This is a genomic window from Bradyrhizobium sp. LLZ17, from assembly GCF_041200145.1.
In the GTDB taxonomy this organism is placed as follows: domain Bacteria; phylum Pseudomonadota; class Alphaproteobacteria; order Rhizobiales; family Xanthobacteraceae; genus Bradyrhizobium.
Genome location: NZ_CP165734.1, coordinates 6,801,000 through 6,827,110, shown reverse-complemented (window position 1 = coordinate 6,827,110; position 26,111 = coordinate 6,801,000). Strand labels below are relative to the sequence as shown.

Here is a 26,111-nt window from a genome sequence, read left to right as displayed (position 1 = left end):
TTTCCCCTCGATCAGAATTGAATTCAGGCCCACGGCATCAGCAATTTCGCGATGGCGCGCATCGCGAGGTCGAGTACAACGCCAGTGAGGCCGAGCACGATCAGGCCCATGATCACCACGTCGGACAGCAGGAATTTCGCGGCATCCCAGATCATCCAGCCGATCCCGGCGGATGCCGCGACGATCTCGGCGGCAACGAGAACGGTGTAGGTGAAGCCGAGCGAGATGCGCATGCCGGCCAGGATCAAGGGTCCCGCCGCCGGCAAATAGACGTGGAACAGCAGGTCGCGACGGGTCGCGCCGAGCGATTGCGCGGCGCGCACATAGACAGGATCGACGCTGGTGACGGCCTGGATGGTCGAGATGACGATCCCCGGCAGGCCGGCGAGGAACAGCAGCGACAGCTTCGAGCTCTCGCCGATGCCGAGCCACATCACCAGCAGCGTATAGAGACCGAGCGGCGGCAGCGGCCGGTAGAATTCGATCAGCGGATTGAGCAGCGCACGTGCATTGCGCGACACGCCCATGAGCACGCCGAGCGGAATACCGACGATGCAGGCCAGCGCGAAAGCCGTGAGGATGCGATACAGGCTCGCACCGAGATGCTGGAGCAGCGTCGCGCCCTGATAACCCTTGGTCATGGTCTTGACGAACGCAGCCCACACCGCCTGCGGCTTCGGCAGGAACAGCTCGTTGGCCCAGCCCATCTCCGTCACGACGGTCCATGTCGCCAGCAGCACGGCGACGGTGAGCGCCGAAAGCAGGATGGATCGCGGGATCTTCGGAAGGCGCAGGCTGCCCCGTCGGGTGCGATCCGCGGAGATCGGAATGACCATGTGGCTCGCCTCGACGCTCATATGCGCACTCCCAGAATCTGCATGATGGTCAGCGCGTAGATCCGCGTTGCCATCACCGATTTGGTGATCGAGATGTTCTCGTTGTCCACGGCCCAGCCGTCCTCACCGGGGCCGAAGGTCACGGCATTGATGCCGGCCTCGCGAAAGCGGATGGTGTCGTTGAAGGCGTTCTTGCGATTGACGCCGGGCTCGCGCCCCATCAGGCGCCGGTAGACCGCGCGCAGGGAGCGGCAAGGCTCTTCCTCGATCGGCACCGGCTCGGTGGCGTTGACGAACAGCGATCCCGGGACCTGGCGGACTTCGACCTTCACATCGTTGAGGCCGGCAAATGTTTCGTGCCCGAGGCCTTCGATGTCCGAGATCACGCTCGCAAGCGTCATGCCGGGCACGATCCCCACGACTGCGAGCGTCATGGTGCAGGCATCGGGCGAGAACTGCATCTCGCCGGGCAAGCCAGCGCGGATTCGCACCACCGAGCAGCAGGGTGGCGTGTGCCCCATGAACTTGCTCGGCACATGCGTGAACGCCATGTCCTGCAGCTTCGGCAACAGCTTTGCCGCTTCCATGATGGCATTGACGCTGATGTCCGGGCGCCAGATGTGCGACTTGATCCCCTGGACCGCCACCTCGATCAGGCAATGGCCCGAATTGGCGACCGAGAGGTTCATGCCCCAATCGCTGGACGCGTCGCCCCACGCCGTCGGCTCGGCGGTGATCTCGTAATCCGCCGTGAGGCCGACCTTGTCGAGCATGTAGATGGAGCCTTCGGTGCCGTTGCGCTCCTCGTCGACGGTGTAGCAGCACATCAGGGTTCCGTTGAGCTTGACGCCGGCTTCGACGAGCGCCTGCACCGCGAGCAGCGACGCGGCGAGGTTGCCGCGCGTATCGGAGGTGCCGCGCGCATAAAGCAGGTCGCCGTGACGGGTGGCCTTGAACGGATCGAAATCCGTCATGTGCCATTTCTCGGGTTCGGCGACCGGATAGGTGTCGAGGTGATCGTTGAGGATCAGCGAGGGCGCGCCCTCGCGTCCCCTGAGGACGCCGAGCACATTCGGCCGATGCGGCTGCGCGCTGTGCTTGGTGACCTCCATGCCCATAGCTTCGAGCTTGCCGGCGACCAGCATGGAGATGGCCTCTTCCTCCGCGGGCGGCAGGTCGGGATCGAGCGGGTTGCCGGAGCGCGGCTGGCCGGTCCGGATCAACTCGGATGCCAGCTCGAGCCAGCGCTGCTCCGTGATGCGCGACAGCACGCGCTGCTCGAGATCGGAGTGAGGCGGGGTCACTGGCATCTGCATGACGGTTCCGTTGGCTCACAGCGCCGGCAGCGCCGCTTCGTTGCAGCACTCTCATTGCAGCGACTGTGCCAACTCCCGGCGAAACCCGTCAGGGAGCGATTAATGATCGCAATTCAACGACTTGGGTTAAAATCCCGGCCGCGCAAATTTTTGCGCCCCAGCCTGGCCCTGCTGAAGATGCGGCGTACTGCGCGCGACGCCTAATCGTCCGAGAACTCGTCTTCCTCGTTGATCTTCTCGTGCTTGCTCTTGTGCGCACCGAGGGAGCCGGTGACGGAGGGATCGCGGGCGTTCGCGTAAGGATTGCGGCCACCCGCGCGCGCGGCGACCTCTTCGCCGGAAACGGCGGCGGGCTGGCAGATCAGGCGGCGGCTGGCGCGGCGCATCAGATCGACGTGGATGTGATCGTAGTGGTAGACGTTCGAGCCCGGCGCGAGCACCGTGGTGAAATGCGCGCAGGCACCGGATTGCACGTCGCGCAAGAAGCCCTGCTCTTCCGGCATGCCGCGCCAGCCGTCCTTCACGGTGATGCGGCGACCGTCGGCGAGCACGAAGGCAGCGACGTCGAGCGCATTGCCGAATGCGTGCTCGGAAATGTGGGCGCTCGGGTTGCCGTTCATGCCGCGGCAGGAATAGGCGGAGATCTGTTTGATTTCGACCACGCGGGCGCCGAACCAGCGCATCGCTGCGGGCTGCACGCTGTCGGCGAACCAGCGGTCGAGCTCGGACACGATCGGACAGGCCAGCGTCGCGGTCGGCTTCACTGCGACTGGACCGACAGCGGTGACGGGGTTGCCCTGCGCGGGACCGAAGCGTGGTGGCGGTTGCTGCGCAGGGGCTTGCGAGTACGGCGTAGGCTGCCGCGCGGGATAGCTCGGCGCATTCATGTAGCGCGCGGCACCCGCGGCGTCGGTGCCTTCGGGCGGCAAATCAATCTCGTCTTCCTGCGGGGCCACGCCGGGCGCGCTGAGCGACACCGGGCCGGAAGACCCGCCATAACCGGAGGGCTGGCGCACCGCGCTCTCGGGATAATTCGACCGCTGCGGATAGCCGGCCGGCGGATAGTTCGACTGCGGCTGGGCCACCGGCCAGCGCGGTTGGTTGCCGATGCTGCCGGGCGGGCGCAACTCCTCGTCGGCAAAACCATAGCTCGATGAGCCTTCGCCGATGGCCGCGACCTTCAGCGGAAACTCGGCGCCGCACATGCCCGGGCCGGAGATCGGATCGATGCGAACAATGTCCGCGCTCTCCTTGACCGCGCCGGATTTCAGGCATGCCGCCTCGGCCTCGGCCCGCCACGGTTCACGTTCGGCCTGGAAGAAGCCGCGTCCGCAACCCGCGAGCGAAACAAGGACGATGGAGCCGACGAGATACAAACGAACTCCGCGCGTCATGCGCGCACGTTCGGTGAATTTACTTAAAGACTCTTCAACGTGTTGATTTCAGGCTTCCTTAACCATGCGGGGGCGCCTGGTTCTCGCCGCGGGGAGACGAATGACAGCGAGGCTGACTTTTTCGGGAGGTAACATTCTGTTAACCATGATCGTGGCGCGCAAAGCAGCGCGCCCGAGAGAGCGATTCCACGGAGCAGCGTCATGACGTTCGTCGGAAGACTGAGCGTTATCACCGCGTACCTCGCCATGGCCTTCGTCGGCGCCATCGTGCTCGGCATGGTCTAGCAGCGCCGTCGCTCGCATCGATCAGGGCTCACCGGTCGCCGGGCGGTTTGCCGCATTCAAAATTGACGCAATCCAATGGCGGCTGAACGTGCGCTTGCCTCACTCTGGCGGCCCCGGATTCGTTGTGACCTTCATCACAGAACATGGCACCAGCCCGGCCTAGGGTCGAACCACATTCAGTCGTTCACCGACTTCAGGTCATCGGGACCATGAATTCTGGGAGGTTGTCATGAACAAGCTCTACATCGCCGCCACCGCGCTCTTCCTCGCTTCGACCGCCACAGCCCATGCCGGCAATTCGATCTCGTTTCAGATCGAAGGCCAGCGCGTCCGCATCGAGACGCCGCGCAACTGCGCCTCGCTCGACTGCATCACCATCATGGCGCCCGGCCTCTCGGACAAGCCGATCAAGCTGAACAACATCAACCTCAACGGTCTCGGCTCCAAGGACGACGACACCACGCCGAGCGCGACGACGCAGCCCGCGCCGGCGCCGGTGCAGCAGGCGCCGGTGCAGCCGCCGCCAGTGCAGGCGACTGTTCCGGCAGCCCCGGCGGTTGCTCCGGCTACCCCGGCTACGACTGTTGCTGCCGCGCCGTCCGTCGACACGACCATGCAGCCGCCGCCCGTTGCCGCGCCCGCGCCGGTTGCGACTGCACCAGCTGATGCGCCCGCTCCGGCTCCGATCGCCGCTGCGCCTGCGCCGGCCGCGAACACGCCGCTCGGCGTGTGGGCGACCGAAGAGAACAAGGGCAACGTCCGCGTCGAGCAGTGCGGCACCAATCTCTGCGGCTATGCCGAGAAAACCAATGAGCGGATCCTGATCAACATGAAGCCTGACGGCGCCAAGTGGAGCGGCCGCATCCACGATCCCAACTCTGGCCGCAACTACGACTCCACGATCGCGATGAGGGGTCCGAATGCCATGCGCGTGCAGGGCTGCGCCTTCGGCGGCATGTTCTGCGGCGGCCAGACCTGGAAGCGGGTGAGCTGAGAGTAACGCGGTCGCAACGGCATACTCATGGTCATGCCCGGGCTTGTCCCGGGCATGACCATTTGAAATATCCCAGACCCATTCCCTGACACCACAGGGCCATCGCATATGAGGCAGATTTCTCTGTGGCCATCCTTCGAGACGCCCGCCTTTGGCGGGCCCTCAGGATGAGGACCGAGTTTGCGGCAGCAGTTCAACGGGCTCCGATTCCGATTAGCCTCATCCTGAGGAGACCGCGAAGCGGTCGTCTCGAAGGACGAGGCGCGCGCTCACAGCGCCCAAATCCCATATGCGATAGCCCTGCCCTGACGCCGGACGTGGCGTTTGAACGTTGGCCCCTCCTATGCAACAGATGTTCATCCGCCATTCAGCCAGCTCCGGTTGATATCGGTCGATCTCGCCCTCGCGCTCTCACCGGGACTTCATTGTGACTTTGATGGTGGCTTGGCGCCGCTTCGTGTTTGCGCTTCCGCTGCTGGTGTTGCCGCTGGCCGGCGCGGGCAATGCGTGTGCGTCCGACACGATCGAGCTTGCGCAGGCGCAGCCGCAAGCACAGCCGACGCCCGCTCCGTCCCCGACACCATCGGCCTCTCCGGCGCCGGCGGCGGATGCGCAGCCTGCCGCTGTCGAGCCGATCGGCAACGTCGCGACCGTGACGGGAATCGCGACCGTGATCCGCGACAAGAATTCATATCCCCTGAAAGTGCGCGACGACATCTATCTCAACGACGTCGTGCAGACCTCGTCGAGCTCCGCGCTCGGCATCACCTTCAACGATGCGACCACGTTCAACCTTTCCGCCAGCGCCAAGATCACCATCGACAACTACGTCTACGAGGACGGCGGCAAGCAGAATTCGGCGATCTTCGACATCGGCAAGGGCACGGTCGCCTTCGTTGCGGCGGCGGTGGCGAAAACCGGCGACATGAAGATCGCGACGCCGACCGCAACGCTCGGTATCCGCGGCACCACCGGCGTGGTCGACGTCCCCGAGAATGCGGCCGCGAGCACCGCCAACAACGTCAATATCAAGCTCTATCCCGATGCCGACGGGCGGGTCGGGCATATCGACGTCAACGACCGCAGCAGCGGCGCGCGGCTCGGCGCGCTGACGCAAGCCGCGAGCGGCTTTGCGATCCGGCCCGGTGCAGTCGGCGCCGGCGGCATGCGCTTTGCGGCGATCCCGATCACGATTCCGCCGCAGCAGATCGCGCGCGACCGCGGCTTCGTCAGCCAGGTGCATGCGGCGCAGGCCACCGGCCGGCAGATCGTCACCGAACAGCGCGAGTTCCGCCGCGCCAATCCCGCCGCGAGCAGCCGCATTCCGCGACCGGCCCAGCCGCCGCGGCAGCAGCAATTGCGGCCGACCACCACGCCCGGCCAACAACCGCAGCGGCCGAACGGCCAGCCGGGACAGAACAATCGTCCAGGCCAGCAGCAGCCCGGAGCGCCGAATCGCCAAGGCGTGCAGCCGCCGCAACGTCAGGGCGGCCCCGCGCAGCCGGCCGCGCCGCGCGCGGGCCAGGGTCAGCAGGGCACCAGTCAACCGGCAGGCGCGCCGCGCACCGGAGCAGGCACGCAACCCGGCGGCGCACAGCAGACCCAGCCCCTGCGCGGCGGACAGACTCCGGCGCAGCCTGGCGGAGTCGTGCCATCGCAGCCGGGTACAGCGCCGCAGGCGCAACCGCCGCGCACCGGATTGCAGCCGGGCCAGCCGGCCCCGGCTCAACAGCCAGGCATGCAGCGACCGGGTGGATTCCAGCAGCGCATCCCCGGCGCGCAACGCCCCGCAGCGCCGCGCAAGCAGGCGCCAAGAGAGAAAAACGAGCGGCGGTGACCTCTTCCTTCTCCCCTTGTGGGAGAAGGTGGCGCGAAGCGCCGGATGAGGGGTTGCTTCAGCGAACTCCAATGCGAGGGGCTTGCACGCGGAGAGAGACCCCTCACCCGTCTCGCCGCTCTGCGGCGAGCCACCCTCTCCCACAAGGGGCGAGGGTGCACCGTCAACGCGGCGCGATAGTCCTCTCGTTACGGCTCACGCCTCGCCGCGCAGCCACGCTTTCATCTTCTGCAACAAGCCCTGGCGCAGTTCGCCGACCGAGGCAGCCTTGGCCGGCCTCAACCTCTGCATCGCTGCATCGACATTCCCGGTCGCGGGCGGCGGCATGATTTCAGCATCGGGCACAACGCCTGCGGCCGCGAGCGCGATCGGGCCGATCTGGGTCAGGAAGATGCGCTCATATTCGCGCGAGAGCCGCGCGATCGCCTGCTCCAGCGGCAGCCAGTCGACCGCCTTGATGTCGTTCATCAGCATTCGGACCTGGCCGCCCTCGGCTTCCATGCGCCAGAAATGCACGGCCTTGGAGCGCCCGCCGGACTGGTAGACGAGCGTCCCCAGAAACTCATGGATTGCGACCTCGTGTCCGGTCTCCTCCAGCACTTCGCGGTGCGCGGCTTGCTTCGGCGTTTCGCCGTCGTCGAGCTTGCCCTTGGGCAAGACCCACTCATTGCGTTTGCGCTGGCGCACGATCGCGATCAGCGGCGTCTCGCCACGCCGCAGCACAATACCACCCGCCGCGATGACCGGCGCCCGCGCCATAACCACATCCGTATCGTCGAAGAGCCCCGCCGACGATATAGGCGGCCGACGCGGCAGATTGAAGGCTAGTGTTTCCTCAGCAACGCTTCTCCAGCGCGGATGCGCGTGCCCTCAGTGATGCCGTCGCAGAAGGTAAAATCGCCGGGCGCCAGGATGATGATGGTCGAGCCGTGCTCGAACCAGCCGAGCTCCTCGCCCTTGCTCACCTTGACGTCGCAGGGGAAGTTGACCCGGCCGCGTGTCTGCGCGTTCAGCACCGTATCGAGGAAATGCAGGCGGATGCTCGCGACCAGGATCGCCGCGACCGGCACCAGCGTCACCGCCTCGCCGGTCGACAGATGTGTGCGGATCACCGCACGCTCGTTCTTGCAGAACAGCCGCTCGACCCGTTTCAACGCGATCGGATTGACGTTCCAGACGTCGCCATGGATCAACGTGACGCGATCGATATGCGCATCATACGGGGCGTGGAAGCGGTGATACATGCTCGAGGTCAGCCGCAGCGTCACGAAGCTTCCGTTGCGGTGCTGCTCGACCAGCGCGGGATCGCCGAGCAAGTCGAGCAGCGAATAGGGCGCGCCCTTCACCTGGAACAGCTCGGTGTCGGCGATCCGTCCGTGGGCTCCGACAATGCCGTCCGAGGGGCTCGCGACCACCGCGGGGTCCGGATCGAACGGCCGCAGGCCCGGCTTGAGCTCCCGGGTGAAGCAATCGTGCAGGCTCCTGAAATGATCTTTCTTGGCCTCCGACAGATCGAGATCGGAGAACAGCTTCCACAGCGCGATCGAGCCGTCCCGCAGCAGCGGATTCTCGATCTTCGAGAACCAGCCCATGAAGCGGGTCAGCGCGGCGCGGGGGATGCGATTGGTCAGCAGGAAGTTGAGGTCTTCCTGCTGGGTGAAAGAGGCGATGAGGGCTTTGACTGTCATGAATCTGTCAGCTCGCAGTATTAGCGCTTGTTGTCATGGAAACGACACTCCCGATTCTCTCGATGTCCGTGGCCGCCGCAGCGTCCGCTGCCGCCGCCTTTCCGAAGATCAAGGCGCGGATTGCGTTGTCCCGCGCCAAGCACCGGTCGCTCGCCGGGCACTCCAAGATGTCGCGCCGGGTGGCCCGGCTGCTGCCGTTCTACGAGTTTACCGGCGATCAGTATTTCGGTTGCGACGGCGCGCCGGCGAATGTGGTGATGCAGCGCAAGGATGCCTTCTTCCGTCTCGCATCCCTCTACGCCGAGCGCTACCCCAAGGGCCGCACGATGACGAAGGAAGCAGCCGAGAAGATCTCCGACCTGAATTTCACCGAAAGCTATCGCGTGCCGTTCCAGTTCTCGCGCCTGGTCCGCGAGCATCTGGGCACCTCGACCTTCATGGAGTCCTCGCGCGGCGTTACCGTCACTGATGTCGACGGCAACACCTTCTACGATCTTACCGGCTCCTACGGCGTCAACATCTTCGGCAACGACTTCTACAAGGAGTGCATCGAGGGATCCGAGAAGCGAGCGCACGCGCTCGGACCGGTGCTCGGACCCTACCATCCCGTCATCCTCGAAAACGTCACGCGGCTGTGCCAGATCTCGGGCCTCGACGAGGTCTCGTTCCACATGTCCGGCACCGAGGCCGTGATGCAGGCGGTGCGGCTTGCGCGCTACCACACCAAACGCACGCATCTGGTTCGTTTTGCCGGCGCCTATCACGGCTGGTGGGGCGACGTGCAGCCCGGCGTCGGCAATCCCGTCACCGCGCACGAGACCTACACGCTTGCCGAAATGTCCGAGAAGACGCTGCACGTGCTGCGCACCCGCCGTGACATCGCCTGCGTGCTGGTCAATCCGCTGCAGGCGCTGCATCCGAACGGCAACGCGCCCGGCGATTCCGCGCTGGTCGACTCGTCCCGCGGCGCCAATTTCGATCGCGCCGCCTATACCGAATGGCTGAAGCAGCTGCGCGAGGTCTGCGACCAGCGCGGCATCGTGCTGATCTTCGACGAAGTCTTCGTCGGCTTTCGTCTCGCCGCCGGCGGCGCCCAGGAATATTTCCACGTCAAGGCCGACATGGTGACCTACGGCAAGAGCCTCGCCGGCGGCCTGCCGGTCGGCGTGGTCTGCGGCAGACGCGAGCTGATGCGCCGCTTCCGCGACGATCGTCCCGCCGACGTCTGCTTTGCCCGCGGCACCTTCAATTCGCATCCCTACGTCATGACGGCGATGGACGAGTTCCTGAGCCGGCTCGCCAGCCCGAACTTCCGCGCGATCTATGACGGGCTGGAGGAGACCTGGAACGGCCGCGCGCAACAGCTCAACCGGATGCTGACCGACGCAGGCCTGCCGGTGCAGGTCGCCAACCTGTCGTCGATCTGGACGGTGAAATACACCACACCGTCCCGCTACAACTGGATGCTGCAATATTATTTGCGGGCCGAAGGCCTGTCGCTGAGCTGGGTCGGCAGCGGACGGCTGATCTTCAGCCTGAACTACAGCGATGCCGATTTCACCGAAGTCGCCGACCGCTTCGTCCGCGCCGCCGAAAAGATGAAGGCCGACGGCTTCTGGTGGCATGACGGCGTGCTCACCAACAAGGCCATCAAGCGGCAGATCCTGAAAGAGATGCTGGCCAAGCGCTTTGGACGCTGAGGTCGATTCTCCACTGCAAGCCACAGTCGTTCCGGGGCGGCTCAAAGAGCCGAACCCGGAATCTCGAGATTCCGGGTTCGATGCTGCGCATCGTCCCGGAATGACGGCGTCTGTGGCGGCGCTCAATTCCACTTCCCCGCACGTGATGAGAGGCGAGGAAGTCCCCAACACGTGGATGCCCGGGACGAGCCCGGGCATGACGCACGCAATAGATATTTGTGGTCTGGGCAACGGCGCGTTCAGGCGTGCTGCTCTTCGAGCGTGGGCTCGCCGATCAGGCCCAGCGTGTGCTCGGGGTTGAGGTGCAGGCCGGGATCCATCAGCTCGCCACGCATCAGCGCGAGCGGAGCAGCGCGATACAGCATCAGGTCGTGGAACGGGTCGGTCAGGATCTTGGTCATCCAGACCAGGCCGGTCTCGACGTCGCGGATGAAGAATAGGTGCACGGTGCGGAACAGAAGTCCGCCGATCCCGACTGCGAGCCAGATCTTCGCCACCTGCCGCATGAAGTCGGCCGCGCCGGCCCAGGGTGTGAGGAGGCCGAACAGCGAGGGATCGACGAACAGGACCAGCGGCGATGCCGCCCAGATCGACATCAGCACCACCTTGCGGTGGAGATTGTAGCCGACCTTGATGTCTTCCTTGTACTCGTGCGTCGCCTGGTTGATGTGATCGTAATCATGCGGCTCGAAGAAGAAGTGACCGGCCTGGCGCGACGTCATCGAGACCAGCCAGCCGACCAGCGCAGAGATCATCGGATCGACGAACATCCAGAGATAGGCGAACAGGAAGCTCAGCGCGCTGACGAAGTGCAGGCTCTGGTTGATCCGGCTGTGGTGATAGTAACGATGGTCGTCCCAGCGCTGGATCCGCAGCTGCTCGAGATAGTTCTTGATCATGCTCTCCCCCAAAATGCTTTCGGGTTCAGGATTTACAGGGATTCGATGTAGGCCGTGTGACATCATCATTTTGTCATGTGACGATGTGCAGCGGCGCGGTGAGGCACGTGAGCTTCGGCTCACGTCACCTTGCCTAAGCCGCCTTGGCGACGTCGACCTTGCGGAAGCGCACCAGCGAGAAATGGCCGAGCGGCGGAATCAGGCGGCGCTCGGCGAGCTCGATGCCTTTCGCACCGGCCAGCCACTTCGCGTAGCGCGACCAGGCGAACTCCGCGGTGCGGAAGCCGAGCGGGCGCACCACCGGCTGGAGCTTCTGCTCGATAAAGCGGCGCATGCCGGCATCGGCGCTGACGCGGGTCAGGATGATGAGCTCGCCGCCCGGGCGCAGCACGCGCGCGAATTCGTCGAGCGCGACTTCTGGATTCGGCACGGCGGTGACGACATATTGCGCCATCACGACGTCGAAGGAGTTGTCGGGGAATTCGAGCTTTTCGGCGTCCATCACCGCGAGGCCCTCGACGTTCTTCAAGCCGCCCTCGGCGACGCGCTGGCGCGCCTTGTCGAGCATCGCTTCCGAAATATCGGTGCCGAAAATGCGCAGATGCGGCGCGTAGAGCGGCAGCGAGATGCCGGTGCCGACGCCGACCTCGAGTACGCGGCCGCCGATCTTGTTGGTGGCCGCGATCGCTGCCTGCCGGCCCTTGGCGAACACGCCGCCGAACACGAGATCGTAGACCGGCGCCCAACGGTCGTAAGCCTGCTCGACCGTGCCACGGGTGAGGTCAAGCTGCTGGGTGCCGTCAAGGTTCATGATCTTGGCCATCTCTGAGGTTCTCGCTGTGGTTCAAAACAAAGGAATCAGCCGCGCACCGGACGCCGCGCCATGACCGGCGAGGCGCGCAAGGCACGGCTGGGCTGAAGTGAGGTGAGATTGCCGACGAACTGGCGCGCGCTGTTCTCCCAGGAGCGCTCCAGCGCGAAATTGCGGCAGGTCTCGCGCGACATGGTCAGCGCACGCAGGCAGGCGGCACGCAAATCGTGATCGATCGCGCCGATCGGATGATCGGCGATGACATCCTTCGGCCCGGTCACGGGAAACGCCGCGACCGGCGTGCCGCAGGCGAGCGCCTCGAGCTGCACCACGCCGAACGTGTCGGTCAGGCTCGGAAACACGAACACGTCGGCGGCGGCGAGATGGGCAGTGAGATCGGCGCCCTTCTTCTCGCCGAGAAACACAACGCCCGGATATTTCTTTTCGAGCGCCGCCTTCTGCGGACCGTCGCCGACAACGACCTTGGTGCCGGGCAGATCGAGCGAGAGGAACGCTTCCAGATTCTTCTCCACTGCAACGCGCCCCATGGTCATGAAGATCGGCCGCGGCAGATCGAGCCGCGCCGGAGCGTCTGGGTGGAACAGCTCGGTGTCGACGCCGCGCGTCCAGAAACCGAGGCGCTTGAAGCCGCGCTCGGAGAGCTCCTGCCGCAGCGAGGGCGTCGCCACCATGGTCATGGCGGCTGCATCGTGGAAGTGGCGCAGCACGGCATAACCGACCGCGGCGGGAATGCCGGTCCGCACCGCGACATATTCCGGAAAGCGCGTCGTATAGGAGGTGGTGAAGGCGAGCCTGTTGCGACGACAATAGGCCCGCGCGGCCCAGCCGATCGGTCCCTCGGTCGCGATGTGCAGCGCGTCCGGCGCCGCCTTCTCGATCCGCCGCGCGATCTCCTTGCCGCTCGGCAGCGCGATGCGCAGGCCCGGATAGGTCGGTAGCGGCCATGAGCGGAAGCCATCGGGCGTCAGGAAATCGACCTCGACGTCGAGGGCCTTGGCGGCCGCAGCCAGCGAGGTCAGCGTCCGGACCACGCCGTTGACCTGCGGATGCCAGGCGTCAGTCGCGATTAATACCCGCATGGGAAAATCCCGAGAGTTTGATGATTCTCGGCTTAGGACCATCAACCACGGATATTTCAGGCGTGTGACGTCACAGAAGTGTCGGCCTGCTGTTTTGTTCGTTAACGGGTTCGCCGGGCCACGAAACCGTCATGAAACAATCCTTGCCACCATGAAACCGTTTTCGGTTTTCCGCGCAAACGTCCCGAAACCTTTTGCCGTTAGTGATTTAGGCAACAGAGCACCGCAAGCGGTGCCGGGGTGACCAAGAAACACCGCGCAAACAGGGGCGATCAATGTTCAATCTGGACACGTTGAAGAATTATTCGCGCGCCGTTGCTGTCAGTGCAGTGGCCGTGACCGCAATCGCATTCGCCGGTCCGGCCAAAGCCGCGCCCGTGCAGCTCTTCCCGTTCTTCCAGCCGCTGCCGCAGATGACCGCGCCGGTTCAGCCTTATCAGGCAACGCCCTACCAGGCCGCGCCGTCCGAGGATCAGGACGCCGTAGAGACGCCGGCCCGCTTCCGCCGCCAGACCGTTGCGTACGCGACGCGCGAGGCGCCGGGGACCATCATCATCGATACGCCCAACACCTACCTCTATTACGTGCTCGGTAACGGCCAGGCCGTGCGCTACGGCATCGGCGTCGGCCGCGACGGTTTCACCTGGTCCGGTACGCAGTCTGTGACCAAGAAGGCCGAGTGGCCGGACTGGACCCCGCCGCCGGAGATGATCCAGCGCCAGCCCTATCTGCCGCGCCACATGGCCGGCGGTCCGGGCAACCCGCTCGGCGCGCGCGCCATGTATCTCGGCGGCACCGTCTACCGCATCCACGGCACCAACGCCCCCGACACCATCGGCAAGCACGTCTCCTCCGGCTGCATCCGCCTCACCAATGACGACGTCTCCGACCTCTACTCCCGCGTCAACGTCGGCACCAAGGTCGTGGTGCTGCCGATGACCGAGCGGAGAGCGGAGCTTGGCAGCGCGATGCGGTAAAGCGACAGGACATTGTGACGATAGCGGCCCCGATGAATTCGGGGCCATTTTCGTTTGGTGTCGGCGCTCGTGGTACATCCTTCGAGACGCCCGCCTGCGGCGGGCCCTCAGGATGAGGATTTGAATTTGCGGCTCGGCCGGATCAAGCACCAGTCGTCGCTTGCGCCAGGTCACGGATGCCAGTTAGCCTCATCCTGAGGAGCGCGCTCTTGCGCGCGTCTCGAAGGACGAGGCGGGCACGATGACGGAAGGCGCGCACCTCTACATTCTCAAATGTGCTGATGGCAGTTACTACATCGGCACGACTCGCACCGAGCTCGAGATCAGAATCGCGCAGCACAACGCCGGCACGTTCGGCGGCTACACAAAGTCACGCAGGCCCGTGACGCTGGACTTCTCGCAATGGTTCGACCGCATCACCGATGCGATCGAATGCGAGCGGAAGCTCAAGAAATGGAGCCGCGCCAAGAAGGAAGCCTTCATGCGCGGTGACTTCGCGGACCTCCATGAGCTGGCGAAACGCGGATCACATCATCCTTCGCGACGCCCGCCTTCGGCGGGCCCTCAGGATGAGGACTGAGGTTCGGGCGAGCAAAAGCCAGGTTGCCGCTAAACTGCCACGCGCTAATCCTCTGCCAGCCCTGCAGATGCCAGTTAGCCTCATCCTGGGGAGACCGCGGAGCGGTCGTCTCGAAGGGCGAGGCGTTCACTCCGGCGACAGCCCCTCACACCTCTCCGCGCGCTTTCGCTCCGACACCAACCTCAGCCACGCCGCTGCATGAAACGCAGCCATCAGCAGATACATCGGTACCATCCCGCCCAGCGACAGGCCGTGGCTGGCGGAGCAAAGCATAGCCGCCGAGCCGCCGCCGGGAACGGCGGTCAGCAGGGCCATAACCGCGAAGGTCGGCGTGGCCGCAAGACCGAGCCATCGAGCGAGGCGAGAAGCGGCCGCGCCGCTTCTGCCTTCACCGAGGAGTCCGGCGCTCCCGCCGACAGAACAGGCCTCGCTCACGCGCCCGCCTCGCGGAATGCCTTCTCTCCAGCGGTCGACACCTCGACCCACTTTTTATCGGGCGCAGCGCCTTCCTCGTAGCTATCGTGCCAGTTCCACCATTTATAGGTCGGTGTCTGCGGATAGCCTTGCGGCGAATCCTCCCAGACCTCCTGGCGGCCCAGCGGCGTGATGTCGAGATAGTTCCAGGTGCCGCCCATCTGCTCGTCGCCGCGGCTCTTGACGAAATAGGTGCGGAAGATGCGGTCGCCGTCGCGGAAAAACACGTTGGTTCCGTGCCACTCATCCACGCTGAAATCGGCGTCAAAGCTGTCCGTGATGGTGACCCACGGAATCTCCCAGCCCATCCGCTGCTTCAGCCGCGCGATATCGGCTTGCGGCGCGCGCGAGGCGAACACCAGCGTGGTGTCGCGGGCATTCAGATGCGAAACATGGGCGACCTGGTCGGCCACCATCGAGCAGCCGCGGCAGGCATGATCGGGCCAGCCGAACACGCCCGGCTCGAAGAAGGCGCGGTAGACGATCAGCTGCCGCCGGCCCTGGAACAGGTCGTGCAGACTGACCTTGCCGCCGGGCCCCTCGAACGCATAAGTTTTGTCCACTGCCATCCAGGGCATGCGCCGGCGCTCGGCGGCCAGGGCGTCGCGGGCCCGGGTATGCGCCTTCTCCTTCACGAGCAGTTGCTGACGGGCTGCCTCCCAGTCTTGCGGCGACACCACAGGCGGTGTTTGCATGGCGGGCTGTCCGGCGTTCTGTCCGTTCTTGGCTGATTGATTGGCTGTTGTCATGGCTTTCCAAACCTCTTGCTCGGGCGATGGTCCTGCGCCTTACCGGCGCAAATCCGCTCGCCTCCTGTCCTACGTCGTCGCTCGTGAGCCAGTTCTCGCACCGGACGATGGCGCGGTGGGAGTAACAAGTGTGGCGGGATTTTCATGGAATCGCTGATCACTGCCGCCGCGCGCGCGCTCGAAGCCGGCGATCCGCTCGGCGCGTTGAACCGCGTGGCGCTGCGCATCGATGCGCCCTCGCTCGCGTTGCGCGGCATCGCGATGGCGCAGCTCGGCGACCTCCCGAAAGCCAAGGCACTGCTGCGAAGCGCCGCACGTGCGTTCGGTCCAAGGGAGGCGGTCGCGCGCGCACGCTGCGTAGTGGCCGAGGCCGAGATCGCGCTCGTGTCACGGGACCTGAGCTGGCCGGTGAAGACGCTCACCGCGGCGCGCGCGACGCTGGACAAGCACGGCGATCTCGCCAATGCAGCCCATGCGGGTCACATCGAGGCGCGCCGTCTTCTCCTTGTGGGACGTCTCGACGAAGCCGAGAGCACGCTGGCCGAACTCAGCCCCGCTTCCCTCCCGCCTGCATCGCAAGTAGTCCGCGAGCTCGTGATCGCCGGCATCGCCATCAGGCGGGTCAGAACGAAAGATGCGCGCGCGGCGCTCGACCGCGCGGCCAGCGCCGCCCGGCAAGCGAACATCCCGGCGCTCGTGGCCGAGGTCGAGAGCGCGAACCTCGTCCTCGACACGCCGGCGGCGCGCCTGATCACACGCGGCAGCGAACACCCGTTGTTGCTGGGAGAGGTCGAAAGGCTGGCGACGTCGACGGCGCTGGTCGTGGACACCTTTCATCATGCCGTGCGCAGGCAAGGCCGCATCGTATCGCTCGGAACACGGCCGGTGCTGTTCGCGCTCGCCCGTCTCCTGGCGCAGGCATGGCCTGCGGATGTCTCGCGCGAAACTCTGATCGCCGGCGCGTTCCGGGCAAAGCACGCCGATGAATCGCATCGCGCGCGGTTGCGGGTCGAGATCGGCCGGCTCCGCACCGAGCTCAAGACCTTGGCGGATATCAGCGCAACGAAGCAGGGTTTTGTGCTGGCGCCGCGCAAGACGCACGACGTCATCGTGCTGGCCCGGCCGGTCGAGGAGAAGCACGCGGCCTTGCTCGCCTTTCTCTCGGATGGCGAGCCCTGGTCGAGCTCGGCGCTGGCGCTGGCGCTTGGCATGAGCCCACGCACCGTGCAACGCGCGCTGGAGCAGCTCGCAGGATCAGGCAAGGTGCAGTCGTTCGGACGCGGGCGGGCGCGCCGCTGGATGACCCCGCCGGTCCCGGGTTTCCCGACAGGCTTGTTACTCCCTGGACCGCTCCTGAAGACATAGGATCGATCAATTCACAGGGATCACGCGATGAAACGCTCAGCCGCCGAAATCATCCGCGAGTACGGACCGTTCACCGGCGTCGAGCATGTGCATGGCGTCACCTATGACGGCACGCATGTCTGGTTCGCATCGGGTGACAGATTGAATGCGGTCGATCCGGCCGACGGCAAGATCGCGCGCTCGATCGATGTCGCCGCACATGCGGGAACGGCGTTCGACGGCCGGCACCTGTTCCAAATCGCCGAGGATCGCATCCAGAAGATCGACGCTGCGACCGGAAAACTGCTCACCACCATCCCTGCGCCCGGTGGCGGCGGGGATCCGGATTGGCCTGGGCCGAAGGCTCGCTGTGGGTCGGGCAATACCGCGAGCGCAAGATCCATCAGATCGATCCGGACACGGGGACGGTTCTTCGCACCATTGAAACCAAGCGCTTCGTCACCGGGGTCACTTGGGTCGACGGTGAGCTCTGGCATGGCACCTGGGAAGGCGACGACAGCGACGTGCGGCGGATCGATCCCGAAACGGGAAAAGTGCTGGAGCAGCTCGATCTGCCTGCCGGGACGATGGTTTCAGGGTTGGAGTCCGATGGCGGCGATCGCTTGTTCTGCGGCGGCGGCGACCGCGGCACTGTGAGAGCGGTGCGCCGTCCCAGGCGCAGCTAGGGCGCGATGACGGGCTGAATACAGAGAAACAGCACGGCCGCAGCCGTTAACCCGTTCGCCCCAATTCCACCCCATCGGTGCGCTCTAGCGCCTTCCTCGCCCGCCCTGTAAAATCCCCACCGGGCGGCTTGGGGGATTGATGCGTCTGACGTTGAATTTCAAAACTGTCCTGATCGCGGTCGTGGTGGTCGCGACGTCGTTTTTCATCAGCCTGAAGGCGATGGATTGGCTGTCGCCGCGCGCGACCAATTCGGCACCGGCGATTGCGCAATTGCCGCCGCTGCCGCCCGTCTCCAAGAGCTCGATCGTGGTGGCGCCGGTCGCGATCGCGCTGTCGGCGATCCGGGATCAGGCCGAGAGGGCCTCGCCGCGCAATTTCGCGGGCAAGGCCGAGAACCCGATCTCGCAGATCCTGCAAAACGCCGATATCGGCTGGAGCGCCGTCCGCGGGCCGATGTCGGCCACCGGCGACAAGGACGTGCTCACGCTGTCGACCGCGCTGACCGGGAAGCTGAACGTGACCGGCTCGCTGTCGTCGAAAGCCACTGGCGCGCTCGGCGAGGCGCTGGGCAGCGTGGTCGGCGGCAATGCCGCCAAACAAATTGGCGCGGTCAATATCAAGAACCTGAATGCCAGCGCCGAGATCAAGGGCAACGTGGTCGTCACCTCGCGCCCGAAGCTTGCCGCCAACTGGCATCTCGAGCCCAATCTCGGCGCCCAAGTCAATCTCGGCAACACCGATCTGTCGGTTGCGGGCGCCAAGGTCAACGTGCCGGCACAGGTGAAGCCGCTGATCGACAAGACGGTCGGCGAGCAGCTCAACGTGGTCTCCGAGCGCATTCGCAACGACCCGAGTCTGGGCGACAACGCGAAGACGCAATGGGCCAAGGCCTGCCGCTCGATCCCGTTGCAAGGCACCGGCTCCTCGACCGCGCTGCCGCCGCTCTGGCTGGAGATGAAGCCAGTGCGGGCGATCGCGGCGCAGCCGCGCGTCGACGCACAGGCCGTGACGCTGCTGCTCGGTCTGGAGGCTGAGACGCGCGTCACGACGACGCCGACCAAGCCGGACTGCCCGTTCCCGGACAAGATCTCGATCGTGCCGCCGACCGGCAGCGGCGTGAACATCGGCGTCCCCATCGACGTGCCCTTCACCGAGATCAACAAGCTGATCGCAGCGCAAATGGTCGGCCACACCTATCCCGAGGACGGCTCCGGCCCGGTCGACGTCACCGTGAAAAGCGTCAACGTGGTCCCATCGGGCGAGCGGCTGCTGATCTCGCTCCTGGTGCGCGCCAAGGAGAAGAAGAGCTGGCTCGGCCTCGGCGCCGAGGCGACCGTGCACATCTGGGGGCGGCCGATGCTGGACCAGGCGCAGCAGACGCTGCGGCTTGCCGACGTCCAGCTCGCGGTGGAGTCCGAAGCGGCCTTCGGCTTGCTGGGGGCTGCTGCGCGCGCAGTGGTGCCTCAGATGCAGCAGGCGCTGGCGCAGAAGGCGTCACTCGACCTGAAGCCGATCGCTGCCAATGCCCGCGAGAAGATCGCGGCCGCGATCGCCGACTACCAGAAGAGCGAGGACGGCCTCAAGGTCGAGGCCAGGATCGACAGCCTGACGCTCGCCGACATCGCCTTCGATTCCAAGACGCTGCGCATCGTCGCCCAAGCCGGCGGTTCGCTGAATGTGTACGTGACGAAGCTGTCGGGAATGTAGCGCGGTTTCACTCGCGGGGCGCGCGCTTGCGCCGCTGGCATTCTCATTGGAGGATGCTAAGCTGTCCCAGCCTCGGACGAGGTGACTGACAGCAATGTGGCTGACGACGCGAGGACGACATGGAAGCCGGCATGGTTACGCCTGCGCCGGCGCTGGTGCGCTTTTCCGGCATTCAGAAGACCTACGATGGCGAGCACCTCGTGGTGAAGAACCTCGATCTCGACATCAGGAAGGGCGAGTTCATCACCCTGCTCGGCCCGTCGGGCTCGGGCAAGACGACGACGCTGATGATGCTGGCTGGTTTCGAGGTTCCGACCCATGGCGAGATCTACCTCGCTGACCGGTCGATCAAGAACATGCCGCCGCACAAGCGTGACATCGGCATGGTGTTCCAGAACTACGCGTTGTTTCCGCATCTGACGATCGCGGAGAATATCGCCTTCCCGCTCTCCGTTCGCAACGTCAACAAGGCGGAAGCGCAGGAGCGCGTCAACGCGGCGTTGCGCATGATCAAGATGGAAACCATGGCACAGCGGCGGCCCGGGCAGCTGTCCGGCGGCCAGCAGCAACGTGTGGCTCTGGCCCGCGCGCTGGTTTTCAACCCGCAGCTCGTGCTGATGGACGAGCCCCTGGGCGCGCTGGACAAGCGCCTGCGGGAGCAGATGCAACTGGAGATCAAGCAACTGCACGAGACCATGGGCATCACCGTCGTCTACGTCACCCACGATCAGAGCGAAGCCCTCACCATGTCGGACCGCATCGCCGTGTTCAACGACGGCATCGTGCAGCAGATCGACCGGCCCGACGCGCTGTATGAGCATCCGGTCAACAGCTTCGTCGCTCATTTCATCGGCGAGAATAATGTGCTGGCCGGCACCGTCGAGACGGTCGACAAGGATTATTGCCGCGTCGCGCTCGCTGCTGGCGGCATCGTGACCGCGCGGGCGGTCAACGTATCAGGCGCGGGCGCATCGACTTCCCTGTCGGTGCGGCCGGAGCGGATCTCGATTGTCCTGGACGGCACCTCCAGCGAGGGACCGAACCGTCTGCCCGCCAGGGTGCAGAACACCATCTATCTCGGTGACCACGCGCTGGCGGTGCTCGACGTCGCCGGCAACGGGGAGTTCATGGTCAAGCTTCAGCCCGACGCACATGACGGCCTGAGACCTGGAAGCGTAACACCTGGACGCCTGACACCTGGCGAAAACGTGTTCATCACCTTCCGCCCCGAGGACTGCCTGGCCCTCGATCCCGTCTGATCTCAACGCAAGCGAACCTGCATCGACCAACCTCAACGCAATGCATATGAAGAAGGAACAAGGACCATGCTGAAGCACAAGATTGGCAAGATTGCCCTGGGTTTCGCCGCAGCGCTCACTGCCAGCGCCGCGCTGGCGACAGCCGCGCAGGCGCGTGATCTCACAGTCGTGTCGTGGGGTGGCGCCTATCAGGATGCGCAGAAGAAGGTCTATTTCGAGCCGTTCAAGAAGGCGACCGGCACGCCCATGAACGATGAGTCCTGGGACGGCGGCGTCGGCGTGCTGCGCGCCAAGGTGCAGGGTGGCGCCGCCACCTGGGACCTCGTCCAGGTCGAAAGCGACGAGCTGGCGGTCGGCTGCGAGGAGGGCCTGTTCGAAAAGCTGGATTATTCCAAGATCGGCGGCGAGGCCGCCTATATCCCGCCGTCGGTCAACCCCTGCGGCGTCGGCGCCATCCTCTATGATTTCGTGCTCGGCTACGACAAGGATAAGCTGAAGGACGCGCCCAAGGGCTGGGCGGACTTCTTCGACACCAAGAAGATTCCGGGCAAGCGCGCCCTGCGTCAGGGCCCGAAGACCACGCTCGAGATCGCCCTCATGGCCGACGGCGTCCCGCCGAAGGACGTCTACAAGGTGCTCGCGACCGACGAAGGCGTCGACCGCGCGTTCAAGAAGCTCGACACCATCAAGGGCGACCTCGTCTGGTGGAAGGCCGGCGCCCAGCCGCCGCAATTGCTCGCCTCCGGCGAGGTGGCGATGACCTCGGTCTACAACGGCCGCATCGACACCGCGAACAAGAACGAGAAGAAGAACTTCGGCATGGTGTGGGACGGCGCGCTGTTCACGCTCGACAGCTGGGTCATCCTGAAGGGCAGCCCGAACAAGGACGCGGCCTACAAATTCCTGGACTTCGCAGGGAAGGCGGAGAACCAGGCCAAGCTGTCGGAGAACATCGCCTACGGCACCTCGAACAAGGACGCCGCCGCCCTGATCCAGCCGGCCGTCCTGAAGGATCTGCCGACCGCGCCTGACAACATCAAGAACGCGGTCGAGATCAACGTGGCCTTCTGGCTCGAGAACATCGACCGCCTGACCGAGCGCTTCAACAAATGGGCCGCGAAATAGCGCGGCCGAACCGGCGTGCGGCGCACATCGACAGCAGTTTCGTCGCGGCCATCCTTCGAGACGCCCGCCTTAGGCGGGCTCCTCAGGATGAGGACGGAGTGTGCGGCGGCGAGTTCGGAGAGCCTCATCCTGAGGAGACCGCGAAGCGGTCGTCTCGAAGGACGAGGCGCTTGCTCAGGTCGCTCCGAAAGGCCACACGCCATTGCCACAGCCAAAATCGCGAGAGATGTCCGGTCACGATGGGGGTCCCGATGACGGCAGCCGCCTTAACCGGCGCCGATGCCCAGGCCGAGATGCCGCTCAAGCTCCGCCTGAAGCGGGCGGAGCGAGCGCGCCAGGTCAAGGCATTGGCGCTGGTGCTGCCGCTTCTGCTGTTTCTGCTCTTCACCTTCGCAGGCCCGATCGCCGGCATGCTGTGGCGCGCGGTCGATGACAGGGAGGTGCGTCAGGCTCTGCCGCAAACAATAGCGGCTCTCGCCAGCTGGAATGGCAAGGACCTGCCGGACGAAAAGGCCTACGCGGCGCTGGCAGGCGACATCCTGACGGCGCGCGCCTCCGGCACCATTGCCATCGCGGCCAAGCGGCTCAACTACGCGCAGAACGGCTTCCGCACCATCCTGACCAGCACGGCGCGCAATCTGAAGGCGGTGCCGGAGCTCGGCAGGGCCAAGGAAACGCTGGGCAAGATCAACCCGGCCTGGCACGAGCGCAGCACTTGGACGACGATCAAAGACGCCGGCGGTCCCGTCACCGGCTTCTACCTTCTGGCGGCACTCGACCTGACGCGAAACGCGGACGGCGCGATCATCGCAGCCCCGCCGGATCAGGCCATCTACCGCGACGTTTTCGCCCGCACCTTCCTCATCAGCCTCAGCGTCACGGTACTCTGCCTGATCCTCGGCTTCCCGGTCGCCTATCTCCTGGCGACGCTGCCGCCGGGCCGGTCGAACCTGCTGATGATCTTCGTGCTGCTGCCGTTCTGGACCTCGCTTCTGGTCCGCACCTGCGCCTGGATCGTGCTGTTGCAGAGCAACGGCGTGGTGAATGACAGCCTGCACTGGCTTGGCATCATCGACGAGCCGCTGCGCCTGATCTACAATCGCTTCGGTGTCTGCGTGGCCATGACCCACGTTCTCCTGCCATTCATGATCCTGCCGCTATACAGCAGCATGAAGGCGATCTCCCCTGCTTACATGCGTGCCGCCGCCTCGCTGGGCGCGCCGCCGCTCACCGCCTTCCTGCGGATCTACCTGCCGCAAACCTTGCCCGGTATCGGCGCGGGAGGCCTGCTCGTCTTCATCCTGGCGCTTGGCTATTACATCACACCGGCACTCGTGGGCGGCGCCGCCGATCAGATGATCAGCTACTTCATCGCGCTCTACACGACCGAGACCGCCAACTGGGGCCTGGCTTCGGCGCTCGGTGCTGTGCTGCTGCTGGCCACTATTCTGCTCGCTCTCGTCTACGGCAAGCTGGTGCAGGGCCAGCAGGTCACGGGAGGAATGAAGAATTGAGCGATAATGTCTCCCTCCGCACGCCCAGCCAACGCATCGCGTGGACCGCGACCATCGTTGTCTCCACGCTGGTGTTCATCTTCCTGATCGCGCCGATCCTGGCGATCATGCCGCTGTCCTTCAGCTCGGGCTCCTACCTTACCTATCCGCTGCCAGGCCTCTCCCTGCGCTGGTACGACGACTTCATCAATTCGCCGCGTTGGATGAATTCGTTGAAGAACAGCATGATCATCGGCGTCGCCTCGACCTTGCTGTCCATGGTACTTGGCACCTTGGCCGCGCTGGGGCTGGCGCAGTGGAAGAGCCGCTTCAAGCCGCTGGTGCTGGCTTTCGTGCTCTCGCCGGTCGTCGTGCCCGGCGTCATCACCGCGGTCGGTCTCTATTTCTTCTTCGCGCCGATCGGGTTGACCGGCAGCTATCTCGGCTTGATCCTGGCCCACACCGCGCTGGCGACGCCCTTTGTGGTGATCACCGTCGGCGCAACGCTGCAAAGCTTCGACACCAATCTGGCACGCGCCGCCGCGTCGCTTGGCGCCTCGCCGCTCTACGCGTTCCGCCGCGTGATCCTGCCGCTGATCCTGCCTGGCCTCGCATCAGGCGCGCTGTTCGCCTTCGCGACCAGTTTCGATGAGGTGGTGATCGTGCTGTTCATGGCAGGGCCCGAGCAGCGCACCCTGCCGCGCGAAATGTTCAGCGGCATCCGCGAGAACATCAGCCCGACCATCACGGCAGCCGCGGTGATTCTGACGACGGTCTCGATCATCCTGCTCGCCACCCTGGAAGGCTTGCGCCGCCGCAACGAACGGCTCAAGGGCAGCAGCGCCTGAGCGGCGGCGGGATCCGCCTCCGCGAATTCCTCGTGGCGGGATTAGTCGCGGAACACCCTCACTTGCGCTCGCCTGACGTTGCGGCGAGCCACGATTGCGGCTAGAGGGCCCTTGCAACAACATCCCAAACAACAATCCCAAGGGAGAACAACAATGCACAAACTATGGACCGCAATTGTGGCCAGCTTCGCCATGGCCGCATCCTGCGGCGCAGCGCAGGCGCAGATATCCGACGATGTCGTCAAGATCGGCGTGCTCACGGACATGTCGAGCCTTTATGCCGATGCGACCGGCAAGGGATCGCTTGCCGCAGTGGAGATGGCGGTCGCCGATTACGGCGCCAAGGTCGCCGGCAAGCCGGTTCAGGTGGTCGCGGCCGACCACCAGAACAAGCCCGACGTCGGCGTCAACATCGCCCGCAACTGGTACGACAACGAGAAGGTCGATGCGATCTTCGACGTACCGACCTCGTCGGTGGCGCTGCCGATCTCGGCCCTGACGCGCGAGAAGAACAAGATCAACATCAATTCCGGCGGCGGCTCCTCCGATATCACCGGCGTGGCCTGCTCGCCCAACACCGTGCACTGGACCTACGACACCTATGCGCTGTCGAACGTCGCCGGCAAGGCGATGGTGAAGCGCGGCGAGGACACCTGGTTCTTCATCACGGCCGACTACGCCTTCGGCCAGGCGCTGCAGCGCGACGCCGCCAACGTCGTCAAGGAGAGCGGCGGCAAGGTGCTCGGCGAGGTCCGCCACCCGCTCAACTCCTCGGACTTCTCCTCCTTCCTGCTTCAGGCGCAGGCTTCGAAGGCTAAAGTCGTCGCGCTGGCGAACGCCGGCGGCGACACCACCAATGCCTTGAAGCAGGCCGCGGAGTTCGGCCTGACCCAAGGCGGCCAGAAGATGATCGCTCTGCTGATGGAGATCACCGACGTTCACTCGCTCGGGGTCAAGGCGACGCAAGGCCTGATCATCACCGACGCGTTTTACTGGGACACGAACGACGAGACGCGGGCCTTCTCGAAACGCTTCAACGACAAGGTCGGCCACATGCCGACCATGATCCAGGCCGGCCTCTACTCGGCGACCATGCATTATCTGAAGGCGATCGACGCCATCAAGACCGACGAGGCACCGAAGGTGATGGAGCAGATGCGCGCCACGCCGATCAACGACTTCTTCGCCAAGAACGGCAAGATCCGCATCGACGGCCGCATGGTCCACGACATGTCGCTGTATGAGGTGAAGAAGCCGGAAGAGTCCAAAGGCGAGTGGGATCTCTACAAGCTGATCGCCACCGTCCCCGGCGACGAAGCCTTCCGCCCGCTCGACAAGGGCGGCTGCCCGCTGGTGAAGTAAAGCCTGCTGACAGCGGAAAAAGAACACGACAGCGCGCCCGGTGAAAACCGGGCGCGCTTCGCTTATGCCGTCACGTGACCCGCATTACTCCGAGTACTTGAACTCCGGCATTTTCTTCAGCTCGTCCTTGCTCGCATTGAACACGGCGTGGTCCGGATACCATTTCGACGAGGACGTCGTCGTGGTCGCGGTCTTGTCGGTGCCGGTCGCAGCACCCGTGGTCGTGGTGGTGGAAGCGGGCCGGTTGGCAGCCGTGTTGGTGGCAGCATTGTTGTTGGCGCCGGTGCCGTTATAGGCCACCGCCTGGTTGACGAATTTCAGCTTGTCATAGGGAATAGCGACCAGGTGCTCGCCCATGCCGAGGAAGCCGCCGACGCCGATCACGGCGATCTTGATGCTACCGCTCTTGTCCATCAAGAGATCGTTGATCGAGCCGATGTTTTCGTTGGCGTCATTGTAGACCTTCAACCCGGCCATTTTCGACGCACGCCAGTCGCCCGAGGCGGAGGTGGTGGTCGTCGTCGCGTTGTTCGCGGCGGACTTGTCGGTGGTGGCGGACGGGTTTTGTGCAAACGCGACGGTCGCAAGCAGCGCTGTGCCGGCGAGACCGGCAGCGATCGATTTCATCAACATGTTGTCCTCTCCT

Annotated in this window: 22 protein-coding genes and 1 pseudogene; 13 read left to right on the top strand and 10 right to left on the bottom strand. The window is 64.9% G+C overall.

The features are described from left to right. Positions 1–23: 23 nt before the first annotated feature. The 3 genes from AB8Z38_RS32755 to AB8Z38_RS32745 all read right to left on the bottom strand — a co-directional run bounded on the left by AB8Z38_RS32755 (position 24) and on the right by AB8Z38_RS32745 (position 3,546). Entirely contained in the window at positions 24–857 is an 834-nt protein-coding gene (locus AB8Z38_RS32755; RefSeq protein ID WP_369721711.1) for an ABC transporter permease, read from the bottom strand. Continuing rightward, positions 854–2,152: a M20 family metallopeptidase gene (locus tag AB8Z38_RS32750; RefSeq protein ID WP_369721710.1), complete on the bottom strand. Its 1,299-nt coding sequence runs from the start codon at positions 2,150–2,152 to the stop codon at positions 854–856. The genes AB8Z38_RS32755 and AB8Z38_RS32750 overlap by 4 nt, the downstream gene beginning before the upstream one ends. A 200-nt stretch (positions 2,153–2,352) precedes the next feature. Next, positions 2,353–3,546, bottom strand: coding sequence for an extensin family protein (locus tag AB8Z38_RS32745; RefSeq protein ID WP_369721709.1), 1,194 nt, complete (start codon positions 3,544–3,546; stop codon positions 2,353–2,355). Positions 3,547–4,060: 514 nt separating this feature from the next. Here AB8Z38_RS32745 and AB8Z38_RS32740 point away from each other — a divergent pair. Together AB8Z38_RS32740 and AB8Z38_RS32735 are read left to right on the top strand one after the other, a co-directional pair. Next, on the top strand, positions 4,061–4,825 hold the full coding sequence (locus AB8Z38_RS32740; RefSeq protein ID WP_369721708.1) for a DUF2147 domain-containing protein: 765 nt from the start codon (positions 4,061–4,063) through the stop codon (positions 4,823–4,825). A gap of 436 nt (positions 4,826–5,261) precedes the next feature. After that, entirely contained in the window at positions 5,262–6,662 is a 1,401-nt protein-coding gene (locus AB8Z38_RS32735; RefSeq protein WP_369726661.1) for a FecR domain-containing protein, read from the top strand. Between the two features lie 195 nt (positions 6,663–6,857). Here the strand turns inward: AB8Z38_RS32735 and AB8Z38_RS32730 are convergent, their stop codons facing one another. Together AB8Z38_RS32730 and asd are read right to left on the bottom strand one after the other, a co-directional pair. Next, positions 6,858–7,421, bottom strand: coding sequence for an NUDIX hydrolase (locus AB8Z38_RS32730; RefSeq protein WP_369721707.1), 564 nt, complete (start codon positions 7,419–7,421; stop codon positions 6,858–6,860). Between the two features lie 65 nt (positions 7,422–7,486). Next, positions 7,487–8,350, bottom strand: a complete 864-nt coding sequence (gene asd / locus AB8Z38_RS32725) for an archaetidylserine decarboxylase (protein WP_369721706.1) — start codon at positions 8,348–8,350, stop codon at positions 7,487–7,489. A gap of 35 nt (positions 8,351–8,385) precedes the next feature. On the opposite strand from asd, the gene AB8Z38_RS32720 reads away from it, so the two are divergent. Continuing rightward, positions 8,386–10,050 carry an aminotransferase class III-fold pyridoxal phosphate-dependent enzyme gene (locus AB8Z38_RS32720; protein ID WP_369721705.1) on the top strand — a complete coding sequence of 555 codons (1,665 nt, stop codon included), beginning with the start codon at positions 8,386–8,388 and terminating at the stop codon, positions 10,048–10,050. A 239-nt stretch (positions 10,051–10,289) separates the two neighbouring features. On the opposite strand, the gene AB8Z38_RS32715 is transcribed toward AB8Z38_RS32720, so the two are convergent. The 3 genes from AB8Z38_RS32715 to AB8Z38_RS32705 form a co-directional block, all read right to left on the bottom strand. Beyond that, complete coding sequence (locus AB8Z38_RS32715) at positions 10,290–10,949, bottom strand: hypothetical protein (protein ID WP_369721704.1); 660 nt, start codon at positions 10,947–10,949, stop codon at positions 10,290–10,292. 133 nt (positions 10,950–11,082) lie between these two features. Continuing rightward, a complete protein-coding gene (locus AB8Z38_RS32710) occupies positions 11,083–11,772 on the bottom strand; it encodes a methyltransferase domain-containing protein (RefSeq protein WP_369721703.1) in 690 nt (229 codons plus the stop codon). A gap of 35 nt (positions 11,773–11,807) precedes the next feature. Then, the gene (locus tag AB8Z38_RS32705; protein ID WP_369721702.1) at positions 11,808–12,860 is read right to left on the bottom strand and encodes a glycosyltransferase family 4 protein; all 1,053 of its coding nucleotides are present in this window, start codon (positions 12,858–12,860) and stop codon (positions 11,808–11,810) included. A gap of 275 nt (positions 12,861–13,135) precedes the next feature. Here AB8Z38_RS32705 and AB8Z38_RS32700 point away from each other — a divergent pair, with 275 nt between their 5' ends. Both AB8Z38_RS32700 and AB8Z38_RS32695 read left to right on the top strand, forming a co-directional pair. Beyond that, a complete protein-coding gene (locus tag AB8Z38_RS32700) occupies positions 13,136–13,837 on the top strand; it encodes a L,D-transpeptidase (RefSeq protein WP_369721701.1) in 702 nt (233 codons plus the stop codon). Positions 13,838–14,078: 241 nt separating this feature from the next. Continuing rightward, positions 14,079–14,417 (top strand): GIY-YIG nuclease family protein, encoded by a 339-nt coding sequence (locus AB8Z38_RS32695; RefSeq protein ID WP_369721700.1) that lies wholly within the window; start codon positions 14,079–14,081, stop codon positions 14,415–14,417. A gap of 431 nt (positions 14,418–14,848) precedes the next feature. Here AB8Z38_RS32695 and AB8Z38_RS32690 read toward each other — a convergent pair whose 3' ends face one another. After that, positions 14,849–15,640, bottom strand: coding sequence for a DUF899 domain-containing protein (locus AB8Z38_RS32690; protein WP_369721699.1), 792 nt, complete (start codon positions 15,638–15,640; stop codon positions 14,849–14,851). Positions 15,641–15,784: 144 nt separating this feature from the next. Between AB8Z38_RS32690 and AB8Z38_RS32685 the strand changes: the two genes are divergently transcribed. The 8 genes and pseudogenes from AB8Z38_RS32685 to AB8Z38_RS32650 all read left to right on the top strand — a co-directional run bounded on the left by AB8Z38_RS32685 (position 15,785) and on the right by AB8Z38_RS32650 (position 25,465). Next, positions 15,785–17,005, top strand: coding sequence for a helix-turn-helix domain-containing protein (locus AB8Z38_RS32685; protein WP_369721698.1), 1,221 nt, complete (start codon positions 15,785–15,787; stop codon positions 17,003–17,005). A 27-nt stretch (positions 17,006–17,032) separates the two neighbouring features. After that, a pseudogene (locus AB8Z38_RS32680) lies at positions 17,033–17,670 on the top strand (PQQ-binding-like beta-propeller repeat protein). A gap of 139 nt (positions 17,671–17,809) precedes the next feature. Continuing rightward, positions 17,810–19,378, top strand: a complete 1,569-nt coding sequence (locus AB8Z38_RS32675; RefSeq protein WP_369721697.1) for a DUF4403 family protein — start codon at positions 17,810–17,812, stop codon at positions 19,376–19,378. A gap of 119 nt (positions 19,379–19,497) precedes the next feature. Next, positions 19,498–20,637: an ABC transporter ATP-binding protein gene (locus tag AB8Z38_RS32670; RefSeq protein ID WP_369721696.1), complete on the top strand. Its 1,140-nt coding sequence runs from the start codon at positions 19,498–19,500 to the stop codon at positions 20,635–20,637. A gap of 66 nt (positions 20,638–20,703) precedes the next feature. Beyond that, positions 20,704–21,762 carry an ABC transporter substrate-binding protein gene (locus tag AB8Z38_RS32665; RefSeq protein WP_369721695.1) on the top strand — a complete coding sequence of 353 codons (1,059 nt, stop codon included), beginning with the start codon at positions 20,704–20,706 and terminating at the stop codon, positions 21,760–21,762. A 251-nt stretch (positions 21,763–22,013) separates the two neighbouring features. Next, entirely contained in the window at positions 22,014–23,276 is a 1,263-nt protein-coding gene (locus AB8Z38_RS32660) for an ABC transporter permease (protein ID WP_369721694.1), read from the top strand. Then, a complete protein-coding gene (locus tag AB8Z38_RS32655; protein WP_369721693.1) occupies positions 23,273–24,103 on the top strand; it encodes an ABC transporter permease in 831 nt (276 codons plus the stop codon). The genes AB8Z38_RS32660 and AB8Z38_RS32655 overlap by 4 nt, the downstream gene beginning before the upstream one ends. Before the next feature lie 153 nt (positions 24,104–24,256). Further along, positions 24,257–25,465, top strand: coding sequence for an ABC transporter substrate-binding protein (locus AB8Z38_RS32650; protein WP_369721692.1), 1,209 nt, complete (start codon positions 24,257–24,259; stop codon positions 25,463–25,465). A gap of 84 nt (positions 25,466–25,549) precedes the next feature. On the opposite strand, the gene AB8Z38_RS32645 is transcribed toward AB8Z38_RS32650, so the two are convergent. After that, entirely contained in the window at positions 25,550–26,098 is a 549-nt protein-coding gene (locus tag AB8Z38_RS32645; protein WP_369721691.1) for a PRC-barrel domain-containing protein, read from the bottom strand. Between the last annotated feature and the right edge of the window lie 13 nt (positions 26,099–26,111).